Source organism: Aeromonas sp. ZOR0001 (assembly GCF_000801015.1).
GTDB classification, from domain to species: Bacteria; Pseudomonadota; Gammaproteobacteria; order Enterobacterales; family Aeromonadaceae; genus Aeromonas; species Aeromonas veronii.
In genome coordinates this window covers 1-24,963 of the sequence record NZ_JRJY01000151.1, presented here as the reverse complement: position 1 = coordinate 24,963, position 24,963 = coordinate 1, and the positions used below count along the sequence as shown (strand labels likewise).

Annotated in this window: 21 protein-coding genes; 14 read left to right on the top strand and 7 right to left on the bottom strand. The window is 55.2% G+C overall.

The features are described 5' to 3' along the window. Positions 1-5: 5 nt before the first annotated feature. From L972_RS18540 to L972_RS18530, 3 genes are all read right to left on the bottom strand, one after another. The gene (locus L972_RS18540; protein ID WP_171269322.1) at positions 6-1,574 is read right to left on the bottom strand and encodes a site-specific integrase; all 1,569 of its coding nucleotides are present in this window, start codon (positions 1,572-1,574) and stop codon (positions 6-8) included. Then, a complete protein-coding gene (locus tag L972_RS18535; RefSeq protein ID WP_041207317.1) occupies positions 1,571-2,893 on the bottom strand; it encodes a site-specific integrase in 1,323 nt (440 codons plus the stop codon). The genes L972_RS18540 and L972_RS18535 overlap by 4 nt, the downstream gene beginning before the upstream one ends. A gap of 164 nt (positions 2,894-3,057) precedes the next feature. Then, entirely contained in the window at positions 3,058-3,645 is a 588-nt protein-coding gene (locus L972_RS18530; RefSeq protein ID WP_047440186.1) for a single-stranded DNA-binding protein, read from the bottom strand. Positions 3,646-4,071: 426 nt separating this feature from the next. Here L972_RS18530 and L972_RS18525 point away from each other — a divergent pair, with 426 nt between their 5' ends. The 12 genes from L972_RS18525 to L972_RS18470 all read left to right on the top strand — a co-directional run bounded on the left by L972_RS18525 (position 4,072) and on the right by L972_RS18470 (position 18,319). Next, positions 4,072-4,719, top strand: a complete 648-nt coding sequence (locus tag L972_RS18525) for a LuxR C-terminal-related transcriptional regulator (protein WP_047440184.1) — start codon at positions 4,072-4,074, stop codon at positions 4,717-4,719. Continuing rightward, entirely contained in the window at positions 4,719-5,162 is a 444-nt protein-coding gene (locus L972_RS18520) for a curli production assembly/transport protein CsgE (RefSeq protein WP_005355005.1), read from the top strand. Before L972_RS18525 ends, L972_RS18520 begins: the two co-directional genes overlap by 1 nt. A gap of 11 nt (positions 5,163-5,173) precedes the next feature. Further along, complete coding sequence (locus L972_RS18515; protein ID WP_019445195.1) at positions 5,174-5,575, top strand: curli assembly protein CsgF; 402 nt, start codon at positions 5,174-5,176, stop codon at positions 5,573-5,575. Positions 5,576-5,582: 7 nt separating this feature from the next. Next, on the top strand, positions 5,583-6,422 hold the full coding sequence (locus L972_RS18510; protein WP_005355003.1) for a CsgG/HfaB family protein: 840 nt from the start codon (positions 5,583-5,585) through the stop codon (positions 6,420-6,422). A 186-nt stretch (positions 6,423-6,608) separates the two neighbouring features. After that, complete coding sequence (locus L972_RS18505; protein WP_047440183.1) at positions 6,609-7,130, top strand: curlin; 522 nt, start codon at positions 6,609-6,611, stop codon at positions 7,128-7,130. Positions 7,131-7,164: 34 nt separating this feature from the next. Then, complete coding sequence (locus L972_RS18500) at positions 7,165-8,442, top strand: hypothetical protein (protein ID WP_052200093.1); 1,278 nt, start codon at positions 7,165-7,167, stop codon at positions 8,440-8,442. A gap of 98 nt (positions 8,443-8,540) precedes the next feature. After that, positions 8,541-8,843: a curli-like amyloid fiber formation chaperone CsgH gene (csgH, locus tag L972_RS18495; RefSeq protein WP_162504353.1), complete on the top strand. Its 303-nt coding sequence runs from the start codon at positions 8,541-8,543 to the stop codon at positions 8,841-8,843. 89 nt (positions 8,844-8,932) lie between these two features. Further along, complete coding sequence (uvrA, locus tag L972_RS18490; RefSeq protein WP_047440180.1) at positions 8,933-11,761, top strand: excinuclease ABC subunit UvrA; 2,829 nt, start codon at positions 8,933-8,935, stop codon at positions 11,759-11,761. A 119-nt stretch (positions 11,762-11,880) separates the two neighbouring features. Further along, positions 11,881-13,554: a sensor domain-containing diguanylate cyclase gene (locus L972_RS18485; RefSeq protein ID WP_047440179.1), complete on the top strand. Its 1,674-nt coding sequence runs from the start codon at positions 11,881-11,883 to the stop codon at positions 13,552-13,554. 458 nt (positions 13,555-14,012) lie between these two features. Further along, a complete protein-coding gene (gene ompW, locus L972_RS18480) occupies positions 14,013-14,627 on the top strand; it encodes an outer membrane protein OmpW (protein ID WP_047440178.1) in 615 nt (204 codons plus the stop codon). 222 nt (positions 14,628-14,849) lie between these two features. After that, complete coding sequence (locus tag L972_RS18475) at positions 14,850-16,829, top strand: HAMP domain-containing methyl-accepting chemotaxis protein (protein ID WP_047440176.1); 1,980 nt, start codon at positions 14,850-14,852, stop codon at positions 16,827-16,829. Between the two features lie 8 nt (positions 16,830-16,837). Beyond that, entirely contained in the window at positions 16,838-18,319 is a 1,482-nt protein-coding gene (locus L972_RS18470) for an ABC transporter substrate-binding protein (RefSeq protein ID WP_047440172.1), read from the top strand. 73 nt (positions 18,320-18,392) lie between these two features. Here L972_RS18470 and L972_RS18465 read toward each other — a convergent pair whose 3' ends face one another. Continuing rightward, positions 18,393-19,193, bottom strand: a complete 801-nt coding sequence (locus tag L972_RS18465) for a GNAT family N-acetyltransferase (protein ID WP_047440169.1) — start codon at positions 19,191-19,193, stop codon at positions 18,393-18,395. 329 nt (positions 19,194-19,522) lie between these two features. On the opposite strand from L972_RS18465, the gene metF reads away from it, so the two are divergent. Beyond that, positions 19,523-20,413, top strand: coding sequence for a methylenetetrahydrofolate reductase (gene metF, locus L972_RS18460; protein ID WP_047440167.1), 891 nt, complete (start codon positions 19,523-19,525; stop codon positions 20,411-20,413). A gap of 69 nt (positions 20,414-20,482) precedes the next feature. On the opposite strand, the gene L972_RS18455 is transcribed toward metF, so the two are convergent. Together L972_RS18455 and L972_RS18450 are read right to left on the bottom strand one after the other, a co-directional pair. Continuing rightward, on the bottom strand, positions 20,483-21,547 hold the full coding sequence (locus L972_RS18455) for a DUF3103 family protein (RefSeq protein ID WP_047440166.1): 1,065 nt from the start codon (positions 21,545-21,547) through the stop codon (positions 20,483-20,485). Positions 21,548-21,669: 122 nt separating this feature from the next. Beyond that, the gene (locus tag L972_RS18450) at positions 21,670-22,845 is read right to left on the bottom strand and encodes a benzoate/H(+) symporter BenE family transporter (protein WP_047440165.1); all 1,176 of its coding nucleotides are present in this window, start codon (positions 22,843-22,845) and stop codon (positions 21,670-21,672) included. Positions 22,846-22,964: 119 nt separating this feature from the next. Here L972_RS18450 and L972_RS18445 point away from each other — a divergent pair, with 119 nt between their 5' ends. Beyond that, positions 22,965-23,534: a helix-turn-helix domain-containing protein gene (locus L972_RS18445; protein ID WP_047440164.1), complete on the top strand. Its 570-nt coding sequence runs from the start codon at positions 22,965-22,967 to the stop codon at positions 23,532-23,534. A 16-nt stretch (positions 23,535-23,550) separates the two neighbouring features. On the opposite strand, the gene L972_RS18440 is transcribed toward L972_RS18445, so the two are convergent. Next, a complete protein-coding gene (locus L972_RS18440) occupies positions 23,551-24,747 on the bottom strand; it encodes an NnrS family protein (protein ID WP_047440200.1) in 1,197 nt (398 codons plus the stop codon). Positions 24,748-24,963: the final 216 nt, after the last annotated feature.

Here is a 24,963-nt window from a genome sequence, read left to right as displayed (position 1 = left end):
TATCCTCATGCTCGTTGTTGTTTCAGTTCAAAGCATTTCTGCACAACCCATTCAACTGCTAAAATTAGCCTATCTTTTGTTGCCGCGTACTCTTCACTTTTTGTCGTTTTCAACCTTACCTCTTTCTCTGCATATAGATGGGATAAGAATTTCTCGTGAGGAGCATCTAATAATGGTCTAAATTTTTCACAAGTGTAACAACTTTCATACCCCTTAACGCAAAAGTCATTGGTGCCGCATGCTCCTACGATATCGTTATCCTTGTTTGGTATGCGAGCAGCAAGGTCATGTCCTCGCTCACCCTGCTCTAAGTCAACGATAATGCGACCTAGGAATGCATTAGCAAAGGGGGCCAGTTGTTTGCCAATGGCCTTGTCAATATAGGTCACGGTATCTGCGGTATTTTCCGTATAGACCTTAACGTTTTGTGTATCGTTGTGATCCAATGCCTCCGCTATGATCAACGGCCCCAAACCTTTTCGACCAAGGTTTGTTCCTCTTGTATGACGAAACCGCCTAGCCGTTATATGAATATAGTCCCCAGTTCTTTCAGAAATAGCTTTTTGTTTTCTTTGGAAATTTTTTAGCAGGTGTTCTCTTAGATCTGTTGATGACATATTTAAAATGTCAGTATCTAATAAATCATCAGTCAAAGATGTTTTTTTAACCGCTAACTCAAAAACCATTGCCCAATCAATAAATAATGGGATTTTTGTTGCTTGAGAAGCAGTCAGTTTTATTGAGAGTTTTGATTCAAACTTCTCTGTTTCATCTCTAATTAAATTACGCAACGTTAGATAGAGCTCTTCCGTAATGGGGAATTTTTTAAAAGAGAAACGAAACCCACCACCACGCTGCTTTGCTCTAGGTATATTGAGGTAAAAATTTGTCACATTCTTACTATGATCATGTTCTTTAAATAAATCAGCAGCCTTTATTTGTCGTAACTGTGTGGGGCGTCTAGCAGTAGCCTGCAATAAACTCACATATGCATAGCATTGAAATGAGATATAGTTATTCCTGAATAAGCGAATAAGTTCATGATTTAATGCAAGTACCTCATTGCTAGTAAAGGCACCTGTTTCAGGGCAACGATTAGCGACAGACACTCCTTTCTTGTTTCCTGATAGAGTTAGTATTTCGAGTGTTTTCACCATCTCTGTTGTTACACCATAATATCCATATTCATTCCAGCTAATAAGAAAACCACGGAGTGCACCTAAGTACCATTCATTGTTTTTATCAAGCATCGCTCGCCAATTGAGCAATACATCCTCATCTAGATTTTTGAATTTAGTGTCTCGCAATAGTCGTTGAAAGCGTAGATACATATTTGATGTATGGTGTGCTGATTGTTCTTCAGCATAGGTTGCTAGTGTTTTTTTAAATCCATCCAGCAGTTTTGGTTCCATAGATAAAACATCCGGCATGAATGCAATGCTGACATCTTTATTCAACATCCAGTATTCTGAGTGAAAGTCAAAGCTGTATCCATCTTTTGATACTAATTTTTTTGAGCTGAATGTTGATGGGAGATCGTCATTTTCTTCCTCAATGTAATCATATTTATTCATTCATATCCTCTATTTTTTTGAGATTCAATAATTAGTCTCTGTAATTCTTCTTGCTCTTCAAGCACTAGCTTGTTTGTCTTATTGCGAATATGGCGTTCAACATATGGTTTGGCAGAGCTCTCTGATGTGTGCCCCATTTGATACATTCGGCTTTTTGCTTCTTCACTAGATGAAATAAAATTACGGTTACTGTTTGGGTCTTTAGATAGATCATTGTTTTTGTCAATTATTTCGGAGAACCACTGGTTCCAGTTATGCCTAAAATAATGTGGGTGGATCGATTTGAACCGCTCATCCACAGATTTCATTGTTGGCACGATGATACTGTCAAATGTGCTGGTCGATATTGGCTGTCCTTGAGTTTTCCCCTTCCTATGTGTAACAAACAAGTATGGATGCTTGTTCGCGTTCGGAGTCTTTGCCCGTATGTTTATGATGTAGTCATCAATGAGTGCCGCAGTTTCATCTCTAATTCGCAACATTCTTTCTTTCGTCTTTGCTACAGGCTGATTTTTGCGAGGATCATATATGTCATCATGGTGGCGTTTTACCCATATGAATTTTTGGGGGCCGTGAAGCATTAGAAAGTTCGATTCAATAGATAGTGAGAGTAACTCACCTCTTCGTATGCCTAGTTCTTTTAAAAGTAAAAACATAAGATGATTTCGCTTTTTTGTCGAAGCGTGTTTGAACGGATTTTTTGGGTGGTCAAATTGTGCCACAGCCATAAATTCCTCAATTAATCCATCTGGCAAGTCTTTACCATCTAGTTTATCTAAAACATTCTTACCTTTGCCTTTAGGGCGAACAGCAAGTATGCGCTTATTCATACTGTTAATTTCTGTGAGCAGTTTAGTGCTATTACAGTTCTGTACAGCTACTCTAGCAATGAAATCTAAATAACTTGCAATAGCTGTCACACGATTGTAAATGTTATTACGTCCCACTGTGGGGGTGACACTGATTAGTCTTGGGGTGTTAAATAAATCAATGACCTTATCTCTGGTTTTTTTGCTTTTAGCTAAGCCTTTGAAATGAGAAATATCATGACTGAGATGTTCTCTGATGTTGTCAATGTCAGTGTCGCTAAGAAACTTACCTTTCTGAAACTCAGAGAACAGGTCTCTGTGTTTATTTTCTTCCCATTGAAGAAACCACTTTAATGCACCTAGGCGATTTGAAATGGTATTCACCGACAAGCTGCTACGAAGTTTTGTTGTCACCCAGAGGGTTGCAAGAAAATGAGGCATACCATCATTGCCCATTAAGACTGGATAACGTTCACCATTTGCAAAAATCAATCTATCTAGCTTGTACACTGTGCATCCTAATCTTACATTTTCCTCATACATAAAGTTATAGTGCTGAAAATCGCGATGGCAAGTGAAATGCAAAAATAAAAAAACCCAGCATTTCTGCTGGGTTGCTTTGCACTCAAGATGGTGAAAGTGATTTATTCTTACACTTTCATCTTTTACAAGATCTAGAACGGGATATCGTCGTCGAAATCCATCGGCGGCTCGTTATATACCGGCGGCGCAGATTGCGGCTGCTGGGCAGGACGGCCATAACCGCCTTGCGGCTGCATGTTCTGCTGCGGAGCCGGTGCCGAGCGCTGCTGATTCATCGGCTGCTGGGCAGGCATGCTCTGCTGCGGCTGACCCCAGTTACCCTGGGATTGGCCACCCATGTTCTGGCCCATACCCTGGCCGCCTTGCGGACGACCACCCAGCATCTGCATCACGCCAGTGAAGCTGTCGACCAGCACTTCAGTGGTGTAGCGCTCCTGGCCGCTCTGATCCTGCCATTTGCGGGTCTGCAGTTTGCCTTCCACATAGACCTGGGAGCCCTTCTTCAGGTACTCGCCAGCCACTTCGGCCAGCTTGCCCATGAAGACGACGCGGTGCCATTCGGTACGCTCTTTCTGCTCACCGGTCTGCTTGTCGCGCCAGGTTTCGGAGGTAGCCAGAGTAATGTTGGTCACAGCACCGCCACTCGGCATGTAGCGTACTTCCGGGTCTTGCCCGAGGTTACCGATCAGAATGACTTTATTGATGCCTCGACTGGCCATAATCTCTCTTCCACCTTATTTACCGGCCAGGTCGAAACCTGGTCCAACACGACTAGATACCTGATTAGTTGCTGTGTGCGGGGCACAATGTCCCGCAGACGCATGTGGCGGTCATAGTAACAGTTGCGAAGCGGATTGGCAGCATCCTTAACCTGCTTGATGTGCCAAAGGTAACTGTTGGCTCCTGCTGCAGTGATGGTCGGGTTGCAGTTGTTTTGGGCGCGTCCGGCATCACATTTCTGCCATATATTCCTGTTATGCTGGCCGATTGGCGAATTGGAATAGGTTTTTAAATCGACTAAAAACATATGGTTACGATATTTATGAGATCCATTCTCATACTTTTTTAATATTGTGCTCCCATACCTCCTTGGTAGACTCAGTCGGCCAGATTAGGTGGTTTACAGGTTCAAGGAAGAGCACACAATGAAAGCCGCATGCCCGATCGCACTGGTCACTGAAAATAATGTGCAGGCCAGCACATTTGCTGCATACCTCATCTCTCATTTGAGCCGTCCCGTCCAGCTCATCCACGAGATTAATCAGCTAGATAACCAGTGTGACGGCACGCTGTTTCTCATCGATCTCGACTATATCCGCTCTGGCCAGTCACTGGGCTGGAACCGGGCGATCTCCGAACGCTTTGGCATGGCGCCCACCGTGCTGCTCAATGCTCCCACTGCGACGGATCGCGACCTGCTGCTGATGTGGCCGCAGATCTGCGGTCTGTTTTTCCGTCAGGATCCGCTCGACCGGCTGGTTGCCGGGTTGCAGAAAATCCTGTTGGGCGAGTACTGGATGCCGCGCCACCTGCTGTGCGAGCTGGTCGAATACTATCGCCAGGGCAATAGCTACCTGCTGCGTAACGACACCCTGCTGACAGCCAGAGAGCAGGAGATCATCCGTTATCTGATGACGGGCGCCTCCAATGTCGAGATCGCCGACAGCCTGTTTGTCAGCGAGCATACCGTCAAATCCCACCTCTATAACGTCTTTAAAAAGCTGAATGTGAAGAACCGGATCCAGGCGGTGAGCTGGGCCAAAGAGTATCTCGATGCTCCGGACTCCCACTGATGAAAGCGCTCTCTGTGGCGTGTTGCCTTGCGCTGCTTTGGGGCTGCACGACCGTTGTGGCGGCCGAGGCTGATACACCGCTGGAGTCGGTGCAGCCGGAGCAGGAGAGTGATCGGCTGGATGTGGATGGTCTGGTACTGGATCGCACTTTTACCCGCTTCGGTCAGGGCTTTTATAACGAATTTACCCGGTTGCGCAGTGATGAAGACCCGGATGCCAGAGAAAATCTGACGATTCATGAGCGCCCGACTGCTCGCTGGGGCAGCCTGATCTGGATCACTCATAACCGGAAGGTGATTTTTAAAACCGCACTCTCTCCCGGCCGTAATCAGCAGGAGCAGAGCGCCAAACTGGCTTGGTCACAGGTCAGGCAGACCCTCGAACAGCAGAAGATCGCGACCCTGTTCATGGATACCTTCGATTTGGAACATGATGAACTATAAGGATATTTCTCATGCGTGCCCGGTTATGGCTAGTTGCTGCACTGATAGCGCCAACGCTCCATGCGTCGGAGCTTGTCTATCGCCCCGTCAACCCCAGCTTTGGGGGTAACCCTCTCAACAGCAGTCATCTGCTTGGCACCGCCAATGCGCAGAATGATTACAAGGATCCCGCCAGTGGCAGCGGTAGCAGCGGCACCTCGGCGCTGGATCGCCTGACCTCCAATCTGCAATCCCGCCTGATCAGCCAACTGCTGGCCGATATCGGCAAGGATGGCAGCCAGAGCGGCAGTCTGGTGACCGATGATTTTGCCATCAATGTGGTGGATGAAGATGGCACCCTGGTGGTTTCGATCACCGACCGGGTGACCAACCAGACCACCATGATCGAAGTGAATGGCCTGATTGCCGACTGAGGGCGCGATGAAACGACAACTGTTATTGATAGTGCCCCTGCTTGCGCTGGCTGGCTGTGCGACCCATATCGGCTCGCCCGTTGCCGATGAGAAGGCAACCCTGATGCCGCGATCCGTCTCTTACAAGGAGCTGATCAGTCTGCCCAAGCCAAAAGGGAAAATTGTCGCGGCCGTCTACGATTTTCGTGATCAGACCGGTCAGTACCTGCCTGCACCGGCGTCCAACTTTTCCACGGCGGTCACTCAGGGCGGGGTGGCCATGCTGAGCACGGCTTTGTGGGATTCTCAATGGTTTGTACCGCTGGAGCGGGAAGGGCTGCAGAACCTGCTGACCGAGCGCAAGATTGTGCGGGCGGCCCAGAACAAGCCCAACGTTCCCGGCAACAATGCCAATCAACTGCCCTCGCTGGTCGCTGCCAACATCCTGATCGAGGGGGGGATCGTCGCCTATGACAGCAATGTGCGAACCGGTGGGGCGGGGGCCAAGTATTTTGGCATCGGCGCCAGCGGGGAGTACCGGGTCGATCAGGTGACGGTCAATCTGCGCGCCGTCGATATCCGTTCAGGCCGGATCCTGAACAGTGTCACCACCTCCAAGACTGTACTGTCGCAACAGGTGCAGGCCGGGGTATTCCGTTTCGTCGAGTACAAGCGCCTGCTGGAAGCCGAGGCCGGTTTCAGCACCAATGAGCCGGTACAGATGTGTGTCATGTCGGCTATCGAGTCAGGGGTGATCCGGCTGATAGCCAATGGTGTGCGGGACAATCTGTGGCAACTGGCCGACCAGCGGGATATCGACAATCCGATCCTGCAGGAGTACCTGCAAGACAATGCTCCGCTGCTTTGAGTTTTCCCGCTCGCGCAATGCCCTCCCAGGTGGAGGGCATTTTTTTGGCCTCCATCGAATACGACTTAAGACTTTCTGCTCAGCGACAGGACGGCGCTTTTCATCCTCGAATCAGCGGAGTGCCTGATAGGCCGCCTCTGGTCTGACAGGGATACTGTGGGCGTTTTCCAACAAAGCGATGGCGCGATGAAACACCTGTTGAGTGCTCTCTTTTTTCTGCTGATGTCGGGTGCCCCGCAACTCGCCGCAGAGCCTTCTGCCTTCGACGAGCTGGCGATGGCAAGCGAGCTGGATTCCGGTCTGCAGAACGATGGAAACCAGGCGCTGTTGTGGCAACTCGGTAGCGAGCAGCAGTTGCACCTCACCCAGCAAGGGGAGCTGAATCAGGCGCGCCTGCTGCAACAGGGTTGGGCCAATGAGTTGGCGCTCTCCCAGGTAGGAGATGAGAACTGGGTCAATGGCGCGCAGCTGGGCGAGGGCAATAGTGCCGAGCTCTATCAGGCGGGCATCAATAACCGGATTTGGCTGCTGCAACAAGGTAGCGGCAATGAAGCCTGGATCAGTCAGCAAGGGGTAGACAATCAGGCCCGGGCGATCCAGCTGGGTGATGGCAATCAGGCCAGCATCGAGCAAAACGGTAACGGATTGGCGGCAACCGTTATTCAGACGGGCGCCAATCAGCAAGTAAATGTCGTTCAAACCAACTGAGCCTAGGCTCAACCATTAGCACGAGAGGGAAATCATGTTTAAACGTACCATCATTGCCTCGGCAGTTCTTCTGGCGACCAGCACCGCTTGGGCGGCATCTACTGGCAACGACGCTTATGTCACGCAGTTTGGCGATACCAACAAGGCAACCGTTAACCAAGTGGTGTCTAGTGTGGATAACCGGGCTGATATCTATCAAGAAGGTGAAAACAACGAAGCGTTGACCACCCAGGAAAATACCGGTAGCTCGGTAGCCAATACCAGCCAGGTCGGCACTAGCAATAGCGGCGAAGTGCTGCAATCGGGAAATACCAATCTCTCCACTGCAACCATTGACACCAACGGAAGCGGGAACAGGGCAAGTGTTACCCAGCAGATCGACAATGGCAGCGCTACTGCCACAATTAACCAAGGGGCTGCCGGCAGCGATGCCAACGACAACAGTGCCACTATCGGACAGAACGATGCCGATCAAGCCAGCTCGGTGATTAACCAGCTTTCAAATGGTAACACGGCCACCATTGACAACTATTGGTCAGACTTTGCCGAGGCAACCGTTACCCAGCAGGGGGATGGCGGGCATACCGCCACAGTCTTCCAAAGCGCTTCGGATGGCGCCAATGCCGAGGTCACTCAGGAGGGGGCAGGTCAAACCGCCACCGTTTATCAGAATACCGGAAATTATGGACTTGCCGCCGCCGAGGGCACCAGCGCCAGCGTAGTGCAGCGCGGCGAACTCAATACGGCTTTAGTCCTTCAGTTCGACCAAAATAACGTAGCGGAGGTCACGCAGGTGGCTGAGCGCGGGCAGTATACCCTGACCCAGCGAGGTTCGGCCGATAATCAGGGTAACCGGGCTGTTGGTTATCAGGCAGGAACCAGCGAGACAGCAACGGTGGCCCAAACCGGTAACCGCAACTACGCAGACACTTATCAAGACGGGAGCGGCAACACCACCGAGGTGGCCCAGACCGGCGATGATAACGTTGCCTATGCTGGTCAGTATGGGAGCAACTCCTCGGTGACCCTGACCCAGGAGGGCGATGGCAACTTTGCATCTGGCGTTACCTCTGGTGGAGACGATAACATCGCCACGGTCAGCCAGACCGGCGATAGACACTTTGCCGTTACTGGAGCCGTTGGCCAAGGTAACGAGGTGACCGTGACCCAAACCGGGCTCGACAATGCAGCGTATGCATCTGGCGGTGGCACCAATAACACTGTCACTGTGACCCAGAGCGACAGCGGTAACTACGCGTTTGCCAACTCGAGCGGAACAGGTAACCAGATCCTGGTCACTCAGGGTCAGTAACCATGATGTTAACCAAGGGCCTGCGGGCCCTTTTTTTATTATTGTGGGTCGCTGGGCTGATGTGTGGAGCTTCAGATGCCGTTTGCGAGGATCATCAAATGGACATGGCCCTTAACCTCAATGTGACTCAACACGCTCAGGGGGTCTCACTGGCTCCGACGCTGCTCAGCGATCACGATGTGACGGTGAGCTTCAGGTTGCTGGTGCGCAGCAAGGGGGCGGGGGGCAGCAGCACCCAGAGCCAACGTCGAACCCTGTCACTGGCAGCCGGGCAAATGCGCGATGCCGGCAATGCCACCTTGTCGTTGCGTTGCCCCTATCAGGTCGAGATAACGGCTGAGGTTTGGCAAAACGGGCAACGGTTGTTGCAAAAAAGCGAGTCGCTGACGTGCCCTGTGTGATTGTGTGTTCGCTTAAAAGCTGTCTATTCATCCAGTAGTCTCTATGCCATACTGACTCGCTCAGGTTTCTGTATCGAGCGTGCAACAAGATGGAAAAGATCGTGGTCCGGGGTGCTCGCACCCACAACCTCAAGAACATCAATCTGACCCTGCCCCGCGACAAGCTGATCGTGGTCACCGGCCTCTCCGGTTCGGGCAAATCCTCTCTGGCGTTCGATACCCTCTATGCCGAGGGGCAGCGCCGTTATGTGGAGTCCCTCTCCGCCTATGCCCGCCAGTTCCTCTCCCTGATGGAGAAGCCGGACGTTGACCATATCGAGGGGCTCTCGCCCGCTATTTCCATCGAGCAGAAGTCCACCTCCCACAACCCGCGCTCGACCGTCGGCACCATTACCGAAATCTACGACTACCTGCGTCTGCTGTTCGCCCGGGTTGGTGAGCCGCGCTGCCCGACTCACGCCATCCCGCTCGCCGCCCAGACCATCAGCCAGATGGTGGATCAGGTGCTGGCTCAGCCGGAGGGAAGCAAGCTGATGCTGCTGGCCCCGGTGGTGCGCGATCGCAAGGGGGAACACACCAAGCTGCTGGAGAATCTGGCGGCCCAAGGCTACATCCGTGCCCGCATCGACGGCGAGGTGTGCGATCTCTCCGATCCGCCTACGCTGGAGCTGCACAAGAAGCACACCATCGAGGTGGTGGTGGACCGCTTCAAGGTGCGCGATGACCTTGCCTTGCGTTTGGCCGAGTCGTTCGAGACTGCGCTGACCCTTTCCGGCGGCATCGTGCTGGTGGTGCCGATGGATGGCGAGGAGGGGGTTGCTCCCATGACCTTCTCCGCCAACTTCGCCTGCCCGGAGTGCGGCTACTCCATGTCGGAGCTGGAGCCGCGCATCTTCTCCTTCAACAACCCGGCCGGCGCTTGCCCAACTTGTGACGGCCTCGGCGTACAGCAATATTTCGATCCGGCCAAAGTGATCGGCGATCCGGCCATCAGTCTGGCCAACGGCGCCATCCGTGGCTGGGACAAGCGCAGCTTCTACTACTTCCAGATGCTCAAATCCCTCTCCGAGCACTACAAGTTCGATCTGGAGACGCCGTGGGAAGATCTGCCGGTCAAGACCCAGGAGGTGATCCTGCGTGGCTCGGGTCGCACCGAGATCGAGTTCCGCTACATGAACGATCGCGGCGACGTGGTGGTGCGCAAGCACCCGTTCGAGGGGATCCTGCACAACATGGAGCGGCGCTACCGGGAGACCGAGTCCAACTCGGTTCGTGAAGAGCTCTCCAAATACATCGCCAACAAATCCTGTACCAGCTGCGGTGGCAGCCGACTGCGGGAGGAGGCGCGCCACGTCTTCGTCGACAACCGCAACCTGCCGGCCATCGCCGAGCAGTCCATCGGCGATGCACTGGCCTTCTTCGAGGGGCTGAACCTGACCGGTCAGCGCGCCCAGATCGCCGAGAAGATCTTGAAAGAGATCGTCGAGCGGCTTGGCTTCCTGGTTAACGTCGGCCTCAACTACCTGAGCCTGTCGCGCAGCGCCGAGACCCTCTCCGGCGGTGAAGCGCAGCGGATCCGGCTGGCCAGCCAGATCGGTGCAGGTTTGGTAGGTGTCATGTATGTGCTGGACGAGCCCTCCATCGGCCTGCACCAGCGTGACAACGAGCGGTTGCTCAAGACCCTCACTCACCTGCGTGATCTTGGCAACACGGTGATCGTGGTGGAGCACGACGAGGATGCCATCCGCCTCGCCGACCATGTGCTCGACATCGGCCCGGGGGCCGGGGTGCACGGCGGTGCCATCGTCGCGCAGGGCACGCCGGAAGAGATCATCAATAATCCCGCGTCACTCACCGGTGACTACCTCTCCGGTCGCAAGCAGATCGCCATTCCTGCCGAGCGTACTCCGCTTACCGGCAAGTGGCTGAAGCTCAAGGGGGCGAGCGGCAACAACCTGCGCAACGTCAACCTGGATCTGCCGATCGGGGTGATGACCTGCGTGACTGGCGTCTCCGGCTCCGGCAAGTCGACCCTGATCAACGACACATTGTTCCGCATTGCTCACTGCGAGCTGAACAAGGCCACTGAATCCACCCCGGCACCCTATCGCAGCGTCGAGGGGCTGGAGCATCTGGACAAGGTAGTGGATATCGACCAGAGCCCCATCGGCCGCACGCCGCGCTCCAACCCGGCCACCTACACTGGCCTGTTTACCCCGATCCGCGAGCTGCTCTCCGGCACCCAGGAGGCGCGCTCGCGCGGCTACCAGCCGGGCCGCTTCTCCTTCAACGTGAAGGGGGGGCGCTGCGAGGCGTGCCAGGGGGATGGGGTCATCAAGGTGGAGATGCACTTCCTGCCGGATGTCTACGTGCCGTGCGATGTCTGCAAGGGCAAGCGCTACAACCGCGAGACCCTGGAGGTGAAGTACAAGGGCAAGAACATCCACGAGATCCTCGAGATGACGGTGGAAGATGCCCGCGAGTTCTTCGATCCGGTGCCGGCAGTGGCGCGCAAGCTGCAGACCCTGATGGACGTGGGCCTCTCCTATATCCGCCTCGGCCAGTCGGCCACCACCCTGTCGGGCGGCGAGGCGCAGCGGGTCAAGCTGGCGCGCGAGCTCTCCAAGCGGGACACCGGTCAGACCCTCTATATTCTGGATGAGCCGACCACCGGGTTGCACTTCCACGATATCCAGCAGCTACTCAAGGTGCTGCATCAGCTGCGGGATCGCGGCAACACGATCGTCATCATCGAGCACAATCTGGACGTCATCAAAACCGCCGACTGGATCGTCGATCTGGGACCGGAGGGGGGCGCCGGTGGTGGCCGTATTCTGGTGACGGGGACGCCGGAGGAGATATGCGGCAATAAAGAGTCTCATACAGCTCGTTTTTTACGACCGCTATTGGCGCGATAAACCGTTATAATCGAGGGGCCTTTGGCCCCTTTTGTTATAAAAATCGAGAGTATAGAGGGGGGCTGGTCAGGTACTGGCAGGCTTGTATCACAGCATCATGGTAATGGGTATATCGGGTTATGGCTCAGGCTCCGCGCACGATTGATCATCAGTTGGCTTACTCCATGTTCCCCATCTGGCTGGGGGCGATCCTGCTATTGCTGGTCCTGCTGGCGTGGGCCCAGATCCCGGCTGCCAGCCGGATTGAAGAACAGCGAATGAAGGTGCATCTGCTGCGCGTGACCAAGGCGGTGCAGGCGGATGTGGCCGCTCTGGATGCATTCAGTCGGGATTGGGGCATCTGGGATGACAGTCACCGTTTTATGGACAACAAAAGCAGGGCGTACATCGAATCCAACCTGTTCAGTGATATGCCGATGCGGGATTTTAGTCTCAACCTGATGAGCTTCATGGATCTCACCGGCTACGAAATCTGGACGCGGACCCTGCTACCCGATGCGCCGGGGATTAATCCGGATCAGTTTCCCTACTTCCTTGATGAACTGAAAAAGCAGTTAAGGGCGCGCTCGGTGGCGCAAGGGGGCATCAATCTGCACGGGATCCGTGCTTCCCAGTGGGGGCCGCTGATGTACTCGTGGCAGCCGATCAGAAACAGTGACGAGTCGGCACCGTTCAACGGTTTCTTGCTGGTTGTACGTTGGCTCGACAAGGCCTATCTCGAGCAGGTATCGGAGCGTACCGCGCTGCCTCTGGCGATCTCCCACGCCAATCTGGATGTCACCGCTACCTTCAAACCACTGAAACCGCAAATAACGTATCGCCTGATTGACCTTGGGCTCACCCGGCTTAGGGGAGAGGTGCGACTGCTCAACAGCGATAACCAGCCGGTGCTGACTCTGGTGATTGAGGAGGAGAGAAAGATCTTGAGTGGCGTCATGGAGGGGGCGCTCTGGACCTTTATCGGCATGCTGTTTATCAGTTTTATCTGCGTCATGATCGCCATGTACCGGCTCAACAGCATTGTGCTTACCCCGTTGCAGCAGCTGGTGTCGGCGCTACAACGCTTTGGCGATCGGCCAGATGCCACCTTGATCCCCTATATCGACAGCAGCGCCGAGATGGCAACTCTGAGTGGCAAGTTCAGGGAGATGGCCGGCAAGGTTAGTCAGCAACACTATGATTTGTTGGAAAAATCCAGCCAGATGGAGATGGCTGCATTCACCGACCCCTTGACCCGTTGCTTCAATCGTCGCTATCTCGATGGCTGGTTGCAGGCCAACCGGGCCAAACCTTGTCTGTTATTGCTGCTGGATCTGGATCATTTCAAGCGGATCAATGACCGCCTTGGCCATGACATCGGGGATCTGGTGCTGAAACAGTTGGCGGATCTGCTGCGCAAGGTGGTGACAGGAGAGCGCGAGCCTATCATCCGGCTGGGCGGGGAGGAGTTCTTGTTGCTGTTGCAGGTGGATGACGAGCAAGAGTTGGCGCTGCGGGTCGAATATCTGCGCCAGCGTGTCGCTCAGCACCGCTTTGGCAGAGAGGATGCGCCACTCTGGTTGACGGTGTCGCTGGGGTTCTGCCGCTATCCGTTGCACCCGGAGTACCCGGATTCATTCTGGAGTCATAGCTTCAAACTGGCGGACATGGCGCTGTATCAGGCCAAAGTCGGTGGGCGAAATCGGTGGTTTGGCTACGCTGGTCCCCTCTCTGCGGAGGGAATGGGCCAGACTCCGGAACAGCTTGCCGAAGGGGGGCATATCACCCTGCAGCACTCTGTCAATCCGGATTAACCCTGCCGTACCAATACCAGATAGGCCAGGGCGACAATAAAACCGAGCAGGATAAAGAGAAAGGATCCGATTCCCCACACGGCCGCGAGAAAGGCCCCCACCTTTTGCCATTTCGACTCATTTTTCATAAATAAACCATTACTTACCAGTAACTTGTATGGCGCAAAAAATACGCTGATTTACCCATATAAACAACAATTAATAGCCGCTCTGCCGCGCAATAAGGTGTGGTTTGTTTGCTCCTTTTGGCGCTGGGTGCGGGTAGTTACAACCTGTCGAAACAGGTATTTCGGCTTGTTGTCTGGGGACTCAACGAGATTGGGATGGCGCGCAAAGATGTCACACCAATCGATTTATTTCTGTGCAACCTTTGCTCCAAGTCAATAACTTTGCATTTACAAGGGCATATAGTCAGCGGGCTTACAGCATCAAATGAAAACAAAAAAAGGGATTACGTGATGAAAAAATTACTTCCTCTGATGATTGCCGCTGCAGTGACCTCTCCTTTCGCCATGGCCCATCAGGCCGGAGACATTCTGGTTCGTGGTGGATTGGCTATCGTTTCTCCGCAGGAGAGCAGTGATGATGTGCTTAACACTGGTGAGTTTCAGATTGATAGCAATCAACAGCTTGGCCTGACCCTCGGTTATATGATCACCGACAACTGGGGGGTTGAGTTGTTGGCTGCAACTCCATTCTCCCATAGAGTGAGTACTCGCGATCTTGGTGAGATTGCCAAGGTTAAACATCTGCCTCCAACATTGATGGCCCAGTACTATTTTGGCGATGCCCAGAGCAAGGTTCGTCCTTATGTTGGTGTCGGTATCAACTACACCACCTTCTTTGACGAGAAGGGTGTTGGCAAACTGGATGGCGCCAATATCAGTCTTGATGACTCATGGGGATTGGCGGGCCAGGTTGGTATCGATATGGCTGTGACCGACCGCTGGTTTGTGAACGGTTCTGCCTGGATTATGGACATTGACACTGATGTCAAAGTCGATGGCGTTGGCACTTTTAAAACACATATCGACCCGATGGCCTTTATGGTGGGTGTTGGCTACCGCTTCTAATGATTCTGACTGCGGTTCTGAACGGACCGCGGAAGATAGCAAAGTACGTCTCTTTCAGCCCGGCTTGTGCCGGGCTTTTTTCGTATGGCTGATTTTGTCTGTACTGTGATCCAACCCGATACAAATCAATTAAATACCTGCCGCTTTATTTCAGTTATTCGCCACGCCTGCCGATAGTGACTATGTTCACTTTACCTTCCCCCAATGAGTGAGGATGTCTCCATGGGCTTATCTATCGTGCAGCGGATCATCGCCGGATTCGTGTTGATGCTGCTATTGCTGATCCTGCTTGGTGTGATCAGTACCTTTAAAATCAAGGGTATAAATGACGGCCTCTCTGCCGTATCTGACCGGGCAACCCCGCTGGTGGTGGCTGTCGCAGGTCTCAAGGGGGCACTGCAGGATAGTAACCGCTGGGTGCTTGTCTACCGCACCAGTGAAGATGCCGCCCAGTTGCCGCAGCTGGCCAATCAGTTCAAGGAGCAGCAGAACCGCTTCGCCCTGCTGAGTCAGGAGATGGGGAAATTTACCGACGTAGCGGATGCTCGTGCCCGCTTCCAGCAGGTCGAGAGTGCTACCACCCAATTTTATGGTTTGGCGGATCAGGTGTTGGCACAGCATCGACAGTGGGTCAGTGCACTGGAGCAGCGCCACAAGCTGGAGATGGAATTTATCCGCCTTGAGGATACCTACCAGTGGGCGGCGGATCTGCTGTTGCAACAGACTGCCAGCAAGCGCTCCATGCGCAACAAGGCGGAGCTCATTACCTCGGGTATCGCCCGCGACCTGAAGAATATCCGTCGTGCCGATGCCAAAACCGACCTGAACGAGCTGGAAAAGGTACTCAGCAAGGATATCGAGATGGCCCGCAAGCGGTTGGAGCGGGTGCTGGTGCCCGATGATGTGAAAGCGCGCTTTGTCTCCAATCTGGATCGGATGCAGGAGCTGGCGCTTGGCGCTCAGGGCTTGTTGGCGACCATGCGTCAGGCTCAGCAACTGGCGCTGTCGCTGGCCACGCAAAATCAGCAGTTGGATGCCAGTCTGGTCAACAGCCTCAATTTGCTCGATGAGATGGGCAAGTCTGCCGGAGCCATCGCCAGCGATAGCCGGATCAACGCCGATGCGGCGGTCAGCAGTGCCAGCTTCTGGATCCTGGTGGTTGCCGCGATGTCGGCCGCTGCGGCGCTGGTGATCGGCTATACCACGGCGCGCAGCATTCAGCGCCCGTTGCAGATGATCAACAAGGAGCTCGATTACATGGCGGCCGGTGATATGACCCGCCGCATCAACTACCGCAGCAGTTGCGAATTTGGCAGCCTTTCCCGCTCTATCGATACGCTGGCGGGCAAGACCGGTGAACTACTCTCTCAAATCAATGCGGGCTCCCGTCATCTGGTGGATGAGGCGAGCCGCGCCGCCGAGATCAGCGAACGGGCCATGTCCCGGGTGCAGGAGCAGAAGAGTCAGACCGATCAGGTGGCCGCCGCCATTACCGAGCTGGAAGTGAGCGCCACCGAGGTGGCCCGCTCTACCGATGGTACCAAGCGGGAAGTGGATCAGGCCGATGAAGAGGCGCGCAATGGGCGCCAGAAAGTGGCCACCACTCGCCGGATCACCGAGCAGCTGGCTGGTGCCATGGAAGAGGCGGTCGGGATCACCTACAAGCTGGGCGAATTCAGCAACAACATCGGCAGCATTCTCGATGTGATCCGCAGCATCGCCGAGCAGACCAACCTGCTGGCCTTGAACGCCGCCATCGAAGCGGCCCGTGCTGGCGATGCCGGCCGCGGTTTCGCGGTGGTGGCCGATGAGGTGCGGGCGCTGGCCAATCGCACCCAGACTTCGACCGAAGAGATCCAGGGGATGATTGAGAACCTGCAGAGCTCCAGCAAGCATGTGGTTGAAGTGATGGGGCGTAGCCAGGAGCAGACCCAGAGCTGTGTCGAGCAGACTCGCGAGATGGATGTGGCGCTGCAATCCATTGCCGATCGGATGGGGGCCATCAAATCGATGGCTGATCAGGTGGCCCATGCCGCTCAGGAGCAGATCTCCGTCAGTCAGGGGGTCGCTCGTCATATCGCCGGTATTGCCGATGTGGCATACGAGACCGAGCGGGAGGCGCGCGAATCCGCCAGCAGCAGCGAAGTGCTGGCCGACCTGGTCGCCAAACAGCAGCAATTGATCGCACATTTCAAGGTCTAGGAGGGCTTATGTCTAAAAAGTGGATTGGAGCCCTGAGTCTCCTGTTGTGTGGCCAGCTGATGGCCAGCGAGCTGGTGATTGAAAGCTGGCGAACCGATGACAAGGCGTTGTGGGAGCAGAAGATTATCCCGGCGTTTGAAGCGGCGCATCCCGGCATCAAGGTGAGTTTTCATCCGGTGCAGAACGTCAACTACATGCCCACTCTGTGGGAGAGCCTGAAAGGCGGTAAGGCGGGGGATCTCATTACCTGTCGTCCGTTTGATGACTCGCTCGCCCTGTTCAAGGCGGGCCATCTGGCCGAGCTGACCGAAATGGCAGGGATGGAGAACTTTCCGAGTTTTGCCCAGTCACCCTGGCAGACCGATTCCGGTGCCCAGACTTTCTGCGTGCCGATGGCCTCGGTGATCCATGGCTTCTTCTATAACAAGAAGATCTTCAGTGAGTTGGGGCTCACCTTGCCGCAAACCCGCGATCAGTTCTTTGCCGTGCTGGACAAGATCAAGGCCGACGCGCGCTATGTGCCGCTGGCCATGAGCGGTTCCGAGAGCTGGGTTGCCTCCGAACTGGGGTTCCAGAATATTGGTCCCAATTACTGGAAAGGGGAAGATGGTCGTCTGGCGTTGATTGGCGGGCAGGAGCGGTTGGACAACCCCCAATATGTGAAGGTGTTCGACGAGCTGGCCCGCTGGCGTTCCTACCTCGGTGAGGGTGGCGAGAGCCGTGATTATGCGACCAGCAACGAGCTGTTCACTTCGGGCAAGGCCGCCTTCTACGTGGCGGGCTCCTGGGAGATTGCTCCCTTCACCGGCAAGGTCGATTTTGGCGTCATGCGCCCGCCGGTGGCCAAACAGGGTGATGGCTGTTTCTTTACCGATCACACCGATATCGGTATGGGGATGAACCCGGCCAGCAAGAATAAAGAGGGGGCAATGGCTTTTCTGCAGTGGCTGACGACGCCGCAATTTGCCGAGCTCTATACCAACTCGCTGCCGGGATTCTTCTCCCTCTCCAACCACTTCTTCGATGTCACCAATCCGGCGGCCAAAGAGATGATGGAGTGGCGCGATCAGTGTGACTCGACCATTCGGGTGGCGACCCAGATCCTCTCCCGTGGTACGCCCAAGTTGGGGGATGAACTGGCAGAGGTGAGTCAGGCTGTGCTGCTTGGCAAGATGGAGCCCAAAGCTGCCGCTGATCGACTGGAAAGTGGCTTGAAGGGCTGGTATGCCCCTCATCAGGGCAACAAGGCCAAGAGCGCGGATTGTCAGTGTGATGCTGTTGCCCCTGCTCCTGCTCCTGCTTCGGCTTCAGCGCCAGCGACTGAGGTGTCCGCAGCCCCCGCGACCAGTGAAACATCGGCCGTGGTGGCACCAGCTGTGACTTCCGCAGAACCCGCATCAGCGGTTGCTGCCCCATTACCGGCGCAATCGGATGAGGTAGAGCAGGCGCTCTCCAACGAGTTGGAAGCGCCACAGCAGCCACAGCAATAGGTCATCGGCATCAATAAGAGCGGGAGGCATCAGCCTCCCGTTTTTTTATGGCTCGCGGCCAGCATGTATCGCTTTATTGTGCTTCGTGGGGCCAGCGGCAGAGGCTGCCGATCCGGGCTACCGGGGCAAACCCCAGAGAGCGGTAAATGCGCTGGGCATGGTAGTGCTCGTCGGCCACTATGATCAGCTGTTTGGCACGGGACAATCCTGCGCGAGCCACTTGACTCAGCAGCTGGCGGCATAACCCCTGGTTGCGCCACACATGGTGCGTGCGTACCAACTGGAAGCGCCCAAGTGTGCCGCAAAAGAAGAGGCCGCAGCTGGCGACCAGCTGCCCCTCTTGCCAGATCCCCCACCAGTCCCCGAGACCATCGGCAATCATGGCCTGATAGAGCGCCTGGCGGGATCGCAGATAGGGAAGATAGCTCTGTTCCGAGTGTCCCTCATCCCGTTCATGGAGTTCGAAGTCGAGCCACTCAGGCCAATCAGCAGTGGTGAAGGTACGTGCCTCAACCTTGTTCATGTCGCCGTGCGGGGGTGGGCAACTCTGTTCATCCAGCGCCAGCACCACGCACTCCATATATTGGTATCCCGTTGCGACAAAACCGGCGATCCGGCTGTTTTGTCCGGCGGCCAGTGGCCATTGGAAGGTGCGGTGGCGCACTCGAGGATCTTGACCGATCAACTGATCGAATGCGGCTTCCAGCCAGCCTTTGTCGCGGTCGCTGGGCGGGGTGGGGAGCAGCAGGTAGTTGCCGAAGTAATAGTCGGGAGCATCCGGCGTGCGAACCGCCCAGAACTGATCGTGCTGAATAACCTCGCCCTGATAGCGATCGAACAGCAAGTCGGTGGCAAAGCCGGGGTGGGTATCCATGATGGTGCTCCTGCAAAGACTCATTCTGTTATCGGCAGGAGTGGGAAATAGATGAAAAGGGGCCGGAGAAACCTCCGGCCAAACAATCACACGCAGATTCAGAACGTCCAGGACGATCTGCCCCCATCATAACTCGACTGGGGCGATTTTGGGATGGGCACTTTTCGGTTACGTACCGTTAATTTTGTAAATATGAAGTTCGTCAGATCGGATGTGAGGTAAATCCCTGTTGACTTTGTGTCGTTTTGCTCATAAATATAAAGACGTTTAGACGTCCAAACATCCGTTTTGACGTAGGCAGATGGATTGCAGGACAGGGAGAAGAGCAGATGGGATTTCACAGTGCACGTCAGGTTGAGGCGCTCAACCAGAGCTTGGCAGATTTGAATGGCGATATATCGGTCAGTTTCGAGTTTTTTCCGCCCAACAGTGAAGGGATGGAGAATACCCTCTGGCAGTCCATCGAACGGCTGAAAGTGCTGGAACCCAAGTTCGTCTCCGTCACCTATGGCGCCAACTCCGGCACCCGTGATCGCACCCACAAGGTGATCAAGGACATCAAGGAGCGGACCGGCCTGATTGCGGCGCCTCACCTGACCTGTATCGATGCCAGCCGCGACGAATTGCGCACCATCGCCCGCGATTACTGGAACAGCGGCATTCGCCATATTGTGGCTTTGCGCGGTGATTTACCGCAGGGGTTGGAGAAGCCGGATATGTATGCCACCGATCTGGTTGCTCTGCTCAAGTCAGAGGCGGACTTCGATATCTCGGTTGCCGCCTATCCGGAAGGGCACCCGGAGGCCAAGAGTGCGCAATCCGACCTGCTCAACCTCAAGCGTAAGATTGATGCCGGTGCCAACCGCGCCATCACTCAGTTCTTCTTCGATGTGGAAACGTATTTGCGCTTTCGGGATCGCTGCGCCGCTATCGGTATCGATGCTGAAATCGTGCCGGGGATCCTGCCGGTCTCCAACTATCAGACCCTGGCCAAGTTTGCCGGTTTTACCAACGTGAAGATCCCGCGCTGGATGCATCAGCGTTTCGAGGGGCTGGATAACGATCAGATGACCCGCAATCTGGTGGGGGCGAGCATCGCCATCGATCAGGTGCGCGTGCTGAGTCAGGAAGGGGTGAAGGATTTCCACTTCTATACCCTGAACCGCTCCGAGCTGACTTATGCCATCTGCCATACTCTGGGGGTTCGTCCCAAGTGTTGACCGGTGGTCACCGCGATAAAAGCAAAAAGCCAATGAGTTGCTCATTGGCTTTTTCGTTATGGCCGATTATCAAGGTCTGGTCGGGGCGATCTCTTTTGGCTCAAGATCGATGACCGCATTACCGGCAGCCCCCGGATACTGGCGATAGACCTGATCCTGCTCCAGTGTGTAGAAGGTATCCAGATAGTCGTCGTTGTTGGTCATCCAGGAGTCGGGCAGCGCCTTGACGATGCGACCGCCGAGATCGAGGAAGGGCAGTGCTTCCGGCACGCCACCCGCGGTAAAGCCGAGTTTGAGGGCTTCAATCAGCAGGGCGCTCAGCTCCTTGTAGTTGACGTTGTCATCCTGCTCCATCATCACCACATCGACGGCACCCCAGCGATAGCGATCCCAGTAAACCAGGATCTGGTTGGGGGTGTAGTCTGTGTTGTCATAGTCGAGGTAGGGCATGTCGACAATATCGACTACTGGCTCATCCCGACTGGGATTAACCCCTGCGACCACCGCATACACTTCGGCCGCGCCGAGCAGCCAGGGCTCCTGATCATCCTTCAGTCTGATCTTTTTCAGGATACTGGTCTTGAGCGGCGCCGTGCTGGCCGCCACTCGCGGAGCGCTTTGCAGATCAGCATCGGCCAGCGCTTTGCGCATTACCTTCAAGCCTGCGTTTTTGGCTTTGACGGGATCGGCTTCGACTACCAGAACCGGCCGGGCCGGTGCCTTGTCCACATCCAGATAGACGGGATTGCCAGCGCTGTCGAACGCTTCAATGGCGCTCCAGCTCTTCTCATCCCCACTAGGAACATAGGCGACCAGCGGTTCGACCCCCTGTTGCAGTGCGGCGGCCTGATCGGTGTTGGCCAGTCGCAATTGCATCAGTTGCTTGACCTCGTCATCCAGTCCTTGCCGGCTGATGGCCGCCTGGTTGGCATCGCTCGCCTGCCGTTTAAGCCGTGGGCTGGCCTTCTGCAGCAGGTTGGGAAGCGGGCTCTGGTATTGCTGGTTGCTCAGTAGGGGCAGCAGGTTTTTCTGCTGAAGTGCGAGCTGGCGAGCCAGCTCTCGATCCGTATCGGCAGCCTGGACGCTCGCAGCACCCAGTATGGCCAGTAGTAACAAGACAGCCTGATTTTTCATTTTTATACTCCGTTGCATGGAACCTGACAGGGCACCATGTCCGGGAAGATTGGTGCCCTGGCACCACTAGAAGGAAATTAGTTTCACTTGTGAATCATTTTATCTGGATAGTGTGCAGAGGTTCACGGTTTGAGGCTCAATTGATTCCTTTGTCGATATAATTGGAACTGATAGATAGCCAGACCAATCAGCAGACCCCAGCAGGCTGACGCGATGCCGGGCAGGCTGATCCCGGACGCGGTAATGATAAAGGTGAGCAGCGCAGCTTCTCGCGCTTCATCCTCTTGCAAGGCCGAGTGCAGGCTGCTGCCGATGGTGCCTAACAGGGCCAAACCAGCGACGCAGGTGACAAGGGTTGCCGGAAAGGCGCTAAACAGGGCCGCGACGGTTGCGCCGAAGCAGCCGGTCACAAGATAAAAGCAACCCGCCCAAACCGCAGCAGGCCAGCGGCGCTTGGTATCCGGGTCGACCTCTTTGCCCATGCAAATGGCGGCAGTGATGGCGGCCAGATTGAAGGCATAACCGCCAAAAGGGGCGAGCAGCAGGCCAGTCAGGCCAGTCCAGCTGATCAGCGAGGAGGTGGAAGGCTGATAGCCATGGGCCCGCAAGATGGCAATTCCCGGCATGTTTTGCGATGTCATAGTGACAATGAATAGCGGCAGCGCGATACCAAACAGAGCATCAAGGGAGAAGGCTGGCCATGTCCAGACCGGGCTGGCGAGTTGCCAGTGAAGGGTGCCCATTTGCAAATCCCCCCGTACGCTGCAGATCAGCATCCCCACTCCCAGTACCAGCACCATGGTATAGCGGGGCCAGAGATGACGACCCAGCAGGAAGGCCAGCAGCAGGGTGCCAAGCAACAAGGGGTCTTGCGGGGCGACCTTGAACAGATCCAGCCCGAATTTGAGCAGCACGCCAGCCAGCATGGCGGCGGCCAGTGGAGCCGGGATATGTTTCATCAAACGGTCGAACCAGCCGCTGATGCCACACAGAGTGATCAGCAGGGACGAGATCACAAAGGCGCCGATTGCTTCCGCCAGAGTGAAGTTGCCCAGCGTGGTGATCAGCAGTGCCGCGCCTGGGGTGGACCAGGCGGTTAGTATGGGTATGCGGTAATAGAGAGAGAGGCCGATGCAGCTCACCCCCATGCCGATCCCCAGCGTCCAGAGCCAAGAGGCGACTTGAGCTGTATCTGCACCTGCTGCCGTGGCGGCCTGGATGATCAGGATGACGGAGCTGGTGTAGCCGACCATCACGGCGATAAATCCTGCGACCAGATGGGGGATGGCGAAGGGCATGACTCTTCCTCTTGGCGTTGTGACGCGCTGTGCGTTATTACGTACAATACAGCTTTGACTATATCGCTGTGCGCTATAGCGCACAAGGCGCATCGTGCAAGAGTAATAAAGAGGCAGTTATGCAAGAGATGAGTCAGCATCTGGCTGCTCGACTGAAGGGGCTGCGCAGCGAGCGCGGCTGGAGCCTGGAGGCCGCCGCGCGCGAAACGGGTGTCAGCAAGGCGATGCTGGGGCAGATTGAGCGGGGAGAGTCCAGCCCGACCGTGGCGACGCTGTGGAAGATCGCCACCGGTTTTCGAGTCTCATTTTCCAGTTTCATTGAGCCCACACCCGCCGCGCAGGCAGAGGTGCTCTATCGCACCGCCGATGCCATTCGCCAGCAGCCAGCGGGAGAGGGCATGCAAGTGGCACCGCTCTTCCCTTATGAAAACCGGTTTGGTTTCGAGTTGCTTGAGCTGACCCTGTTGCCGGGTTACCAGCGTGAATCCGAGCCCCATGAGCCGGGAGTGACCGAGCATGTCATCGTCATCAGCGGAATGATGGAGGTGTTGGTGGAAGGGGAGTGGCGCTCATTGGTGCAAGGGGAGGCTGTGCGTTTTGCTGCCGACCGTCCCCACGGTTATCGCAATCTGGGCATAGCCCCGGCGATTTTCCACAACCTCATCCACTATCCGGTGGCAACACCCTGAACATGTTCTGCAGTCATCAACCCGGTCGACCATCTGCTCTGGGGCGGATCAGTATCGGGGTATAGACCCAGACAAACAGACCATAGGCTGCGATCCAGGCAAGCGCGCTGAGGTTCCAGCCATGCAGGGTATAAGCAGGCCAGAACAGCGGAATTGCCACCCGCATTGTAGCGGCAGCGATAACCAGGGCGAATGCGCCAGTGATCCTGCGTCCTACCTGCAAGGCCCGGCCGCTATGGCCGAGGGAGACTCGCGCAATCATGCCCAGAATCATGGTCCCCATACAGCCTGCGCTGAGCAGGTGACTGGCCATTGACAACGTGATGGGCAGACCCGCGCTATGTGCCGCAAGGGCGAGCAGGCCAAGAGGGATAAACAGATAGGCGAGATGGAGTGACCACAGCAGGGGATGCGCAAGGGTCGATGGCTGATGCCAACGCAGTTGCCGCCACAGATGCAAACTCGCCGCCACTATATAGAGAGGCACTATATATATGCTGGTGACCCATTGGGTGGGGAGCAGCAGCCAGCAGAGCAAGATAAGCCACAGTGTCGCGAGCGCAGTCCGTTCCAGCCAGAGCAGAGGTGCGGGTTTCTCCTGACCGGTTGCTCGGACGGTGAAGAACGGAATCACCCTTCCACCCATCACGGCGATCAGGGTGGTAAACAACAGCACAGTGGTGATCAATAGGTGCTCAACGGTGGTCCAATCGGCCTGCCATAACCAGCTGGCACCATTGAGCAAGGTCAGTATCAGCAACAGGGGCACGAAGAATAGATTGCGCCATTGCCGGGTTATCAAGATAGGCTTGGCAAGGAACCAGGCACACAGCGGCAGCCAGAGCAGGTCTGCTACCATCAGGATCATGTTCTCCTCACCCAGCCAGGGTAACAAGGTCCTTGGCAATATCCACAACCCCACCACCATTGCCAATGGCCAGCTCCGAATACCGGGATGGGCCGTCCAGTTCTGCACCGCGGTGAGCAGAAAACCCGCGACGATGGCAGCCCCGAAACCAAACAGCATCTCATGACCATGCCACCAGATCGGGTTGGCAATCCCTGGCAAGGTTAGCCAACCGTTGAGCTGTCCCAGCCAGAGCAACATGGCGACGGCAGCAAACAGAGCCCCGAACAAGAAGAAGGGTCGGAACCCCAAGCGGAACAGCGGGACGATTTGCTCTTCCTTATGGCTATCGAGGATTTGATGCATGAGGGTATTCCAATTGAACATTTGAGATGGCAATTATAAATTGGCTTTTCAAATGTTCAATTTAAATCCGGCAATAGTCAGAGTTGATGCTATTTTGAGCAAAAAAGAGGTGGTTGCTTGATATCTGAGCGAACGAACTTTTTTGCTGAAAAAGCCCTTGTCATCGCGGCGCGGCTCCCTATAATGCGCCCCTACCAGCACGGCGGAACACGCCGA

Excerpts from the sequence above, each read along its gene's own strand:
- L972_RS18540 (WP_171269322.1), bottom strand. The coding sequence starts at position 1,574 with ATGAATAAATATGATTACATTGAGGAAGAAAATGACGATCTCCCATCA.
- L972_RS18530 (WP_047440186.1), bottom strand. The coding sequence starts at position 3,645 with ATGGCCAGTCGAGGCATCAATAAAGTCATTCTGATCGGTAACCTCGGG.
- L972_RS18525 (WP_047440184.1), top strand. The coding sequence starts at position 4,072 with ATGAAAGCCGCATGCCCGATCGCACTGGTCACTGAAAATAATGTGCAG.
- L972_RS18520 (WP_005355005.1), top strand. The coding sequence starts at position 4,719 with ATGAAAGCGCTCTCTGTGGCGTGTTGCCTTGCGCTGCTTTGGGGCTGC.
- L972_RS18515 (WP_019445195.1), top strand. The coding sequence starts at position 5,174 with ATGCGTGCCCGGTTATGGCTAGTTGCTGCACTGATAGCGCCAACGCTC.
- L972_RS18510 (WP_005355003.1), top strand. The coding sequence starts at position 5,583 with ATGAAACGACAACTGTTATTGATAGTGCCCCTGCTTGCGCTGGCTGGC.
- L972_RS18505 (WP_047440183.1), top strand. The coding sequence starts at position 6,609 with ATGAAACACCTGTTGAGTGCTCTCTTTTTTCTGCTGATGTCGGGTGCC.
- L972_RS18500 (WP_052200093.1), top strand. The coding sequence starts at position 7,165 with ATGTTTAAACGTACCATCATTGCCTCGGCAGTTCTTCTGGCGACCAGC.
- csgH (WP_162504353.1), top strand. The coding sequence starts at position 8,541 with ATGGACATGGCCCTTAACCTCAATGTGACTCAACACGCTCAGGGGGTC.
- uvrA (WP_047440180.1), top strand. The coding sequence starts at position 8,933 with ATGGAAAAGATCGTGGTCCGGGGTGCTCGCACCCACAACCTCAAGAAC.
- L972_RS18485 (WP_047440179.1), top strand. The coding sequence starts at position 11,881 with ATGGCTCAGGCTCCGCGCACGATTGATCATCAGTTGGCTTACTCCATG.
- ompW (WP_047440178.1), top strand. The coding sequence starts at position 14,013 with ATGAAAAAATTACTTCCTCTGATGATTGCCGCTGCAGTGACCTCTCCT.
- L972_RS18475 (WP_047440176.1), top strand. The coding sequence starts at position 14,850 with ATGGGCTTATCTATCGTGCAGCGGATCATCGCCGGATTCGTGTTGATG.
- L972_RS18470 (WP_047440172.1), top strand. The coding sequence starts at position 16,838 with ATGTCTAAAAAGTGGATTGGAGCCCTGAGTCTCCTGTTGTGTGGCCAG.
- L972_RS18465 (WP_047440169.1), bottom strand. The coding sequence starts at position 19,193 with ATGGATACCCACCCCGGCTTTGCCACCGACTTGCTGTTCGATCGCTAT.
- metF (WP_047440167.1), top strand. The coding sequence starts at position 19,523 with ATGGGATTTCACAGTGCACGTCAGGTTGAGGCGCTCAACCAGAGCTTG.
- L972_RS18455 (WP_047440166.1), bottom strand. The coding sequence starts at position 21,547 with ATGAAAAATCAGGCTGTCTTGTTACTACTGGCCATACTGGGTGCTGCG.
- L972_RS18450 (WP_047440165.1), bottom strand. The coding sequence starts at position 22,845 with ATGCCCTTCGCCATCCCCCATCTGGTCGCAGGATTTATCGCCGTGATG.
- L972_RS18445 (WP_047440164.1), top strand. The coding sequence starts at position 22,965 with ATGCAAGAGATGAGTCAGCATCTGGCTGCTCGACTGAAGGGGCTGCGC.
- L972_RS18440 (WP_047440200.1), bottom strand. The coding sequence starts at position 24,747 with ATGCATCAAATCCTCGATAGCCATAAGGAAGAGCAAATCGTCCCGCTG.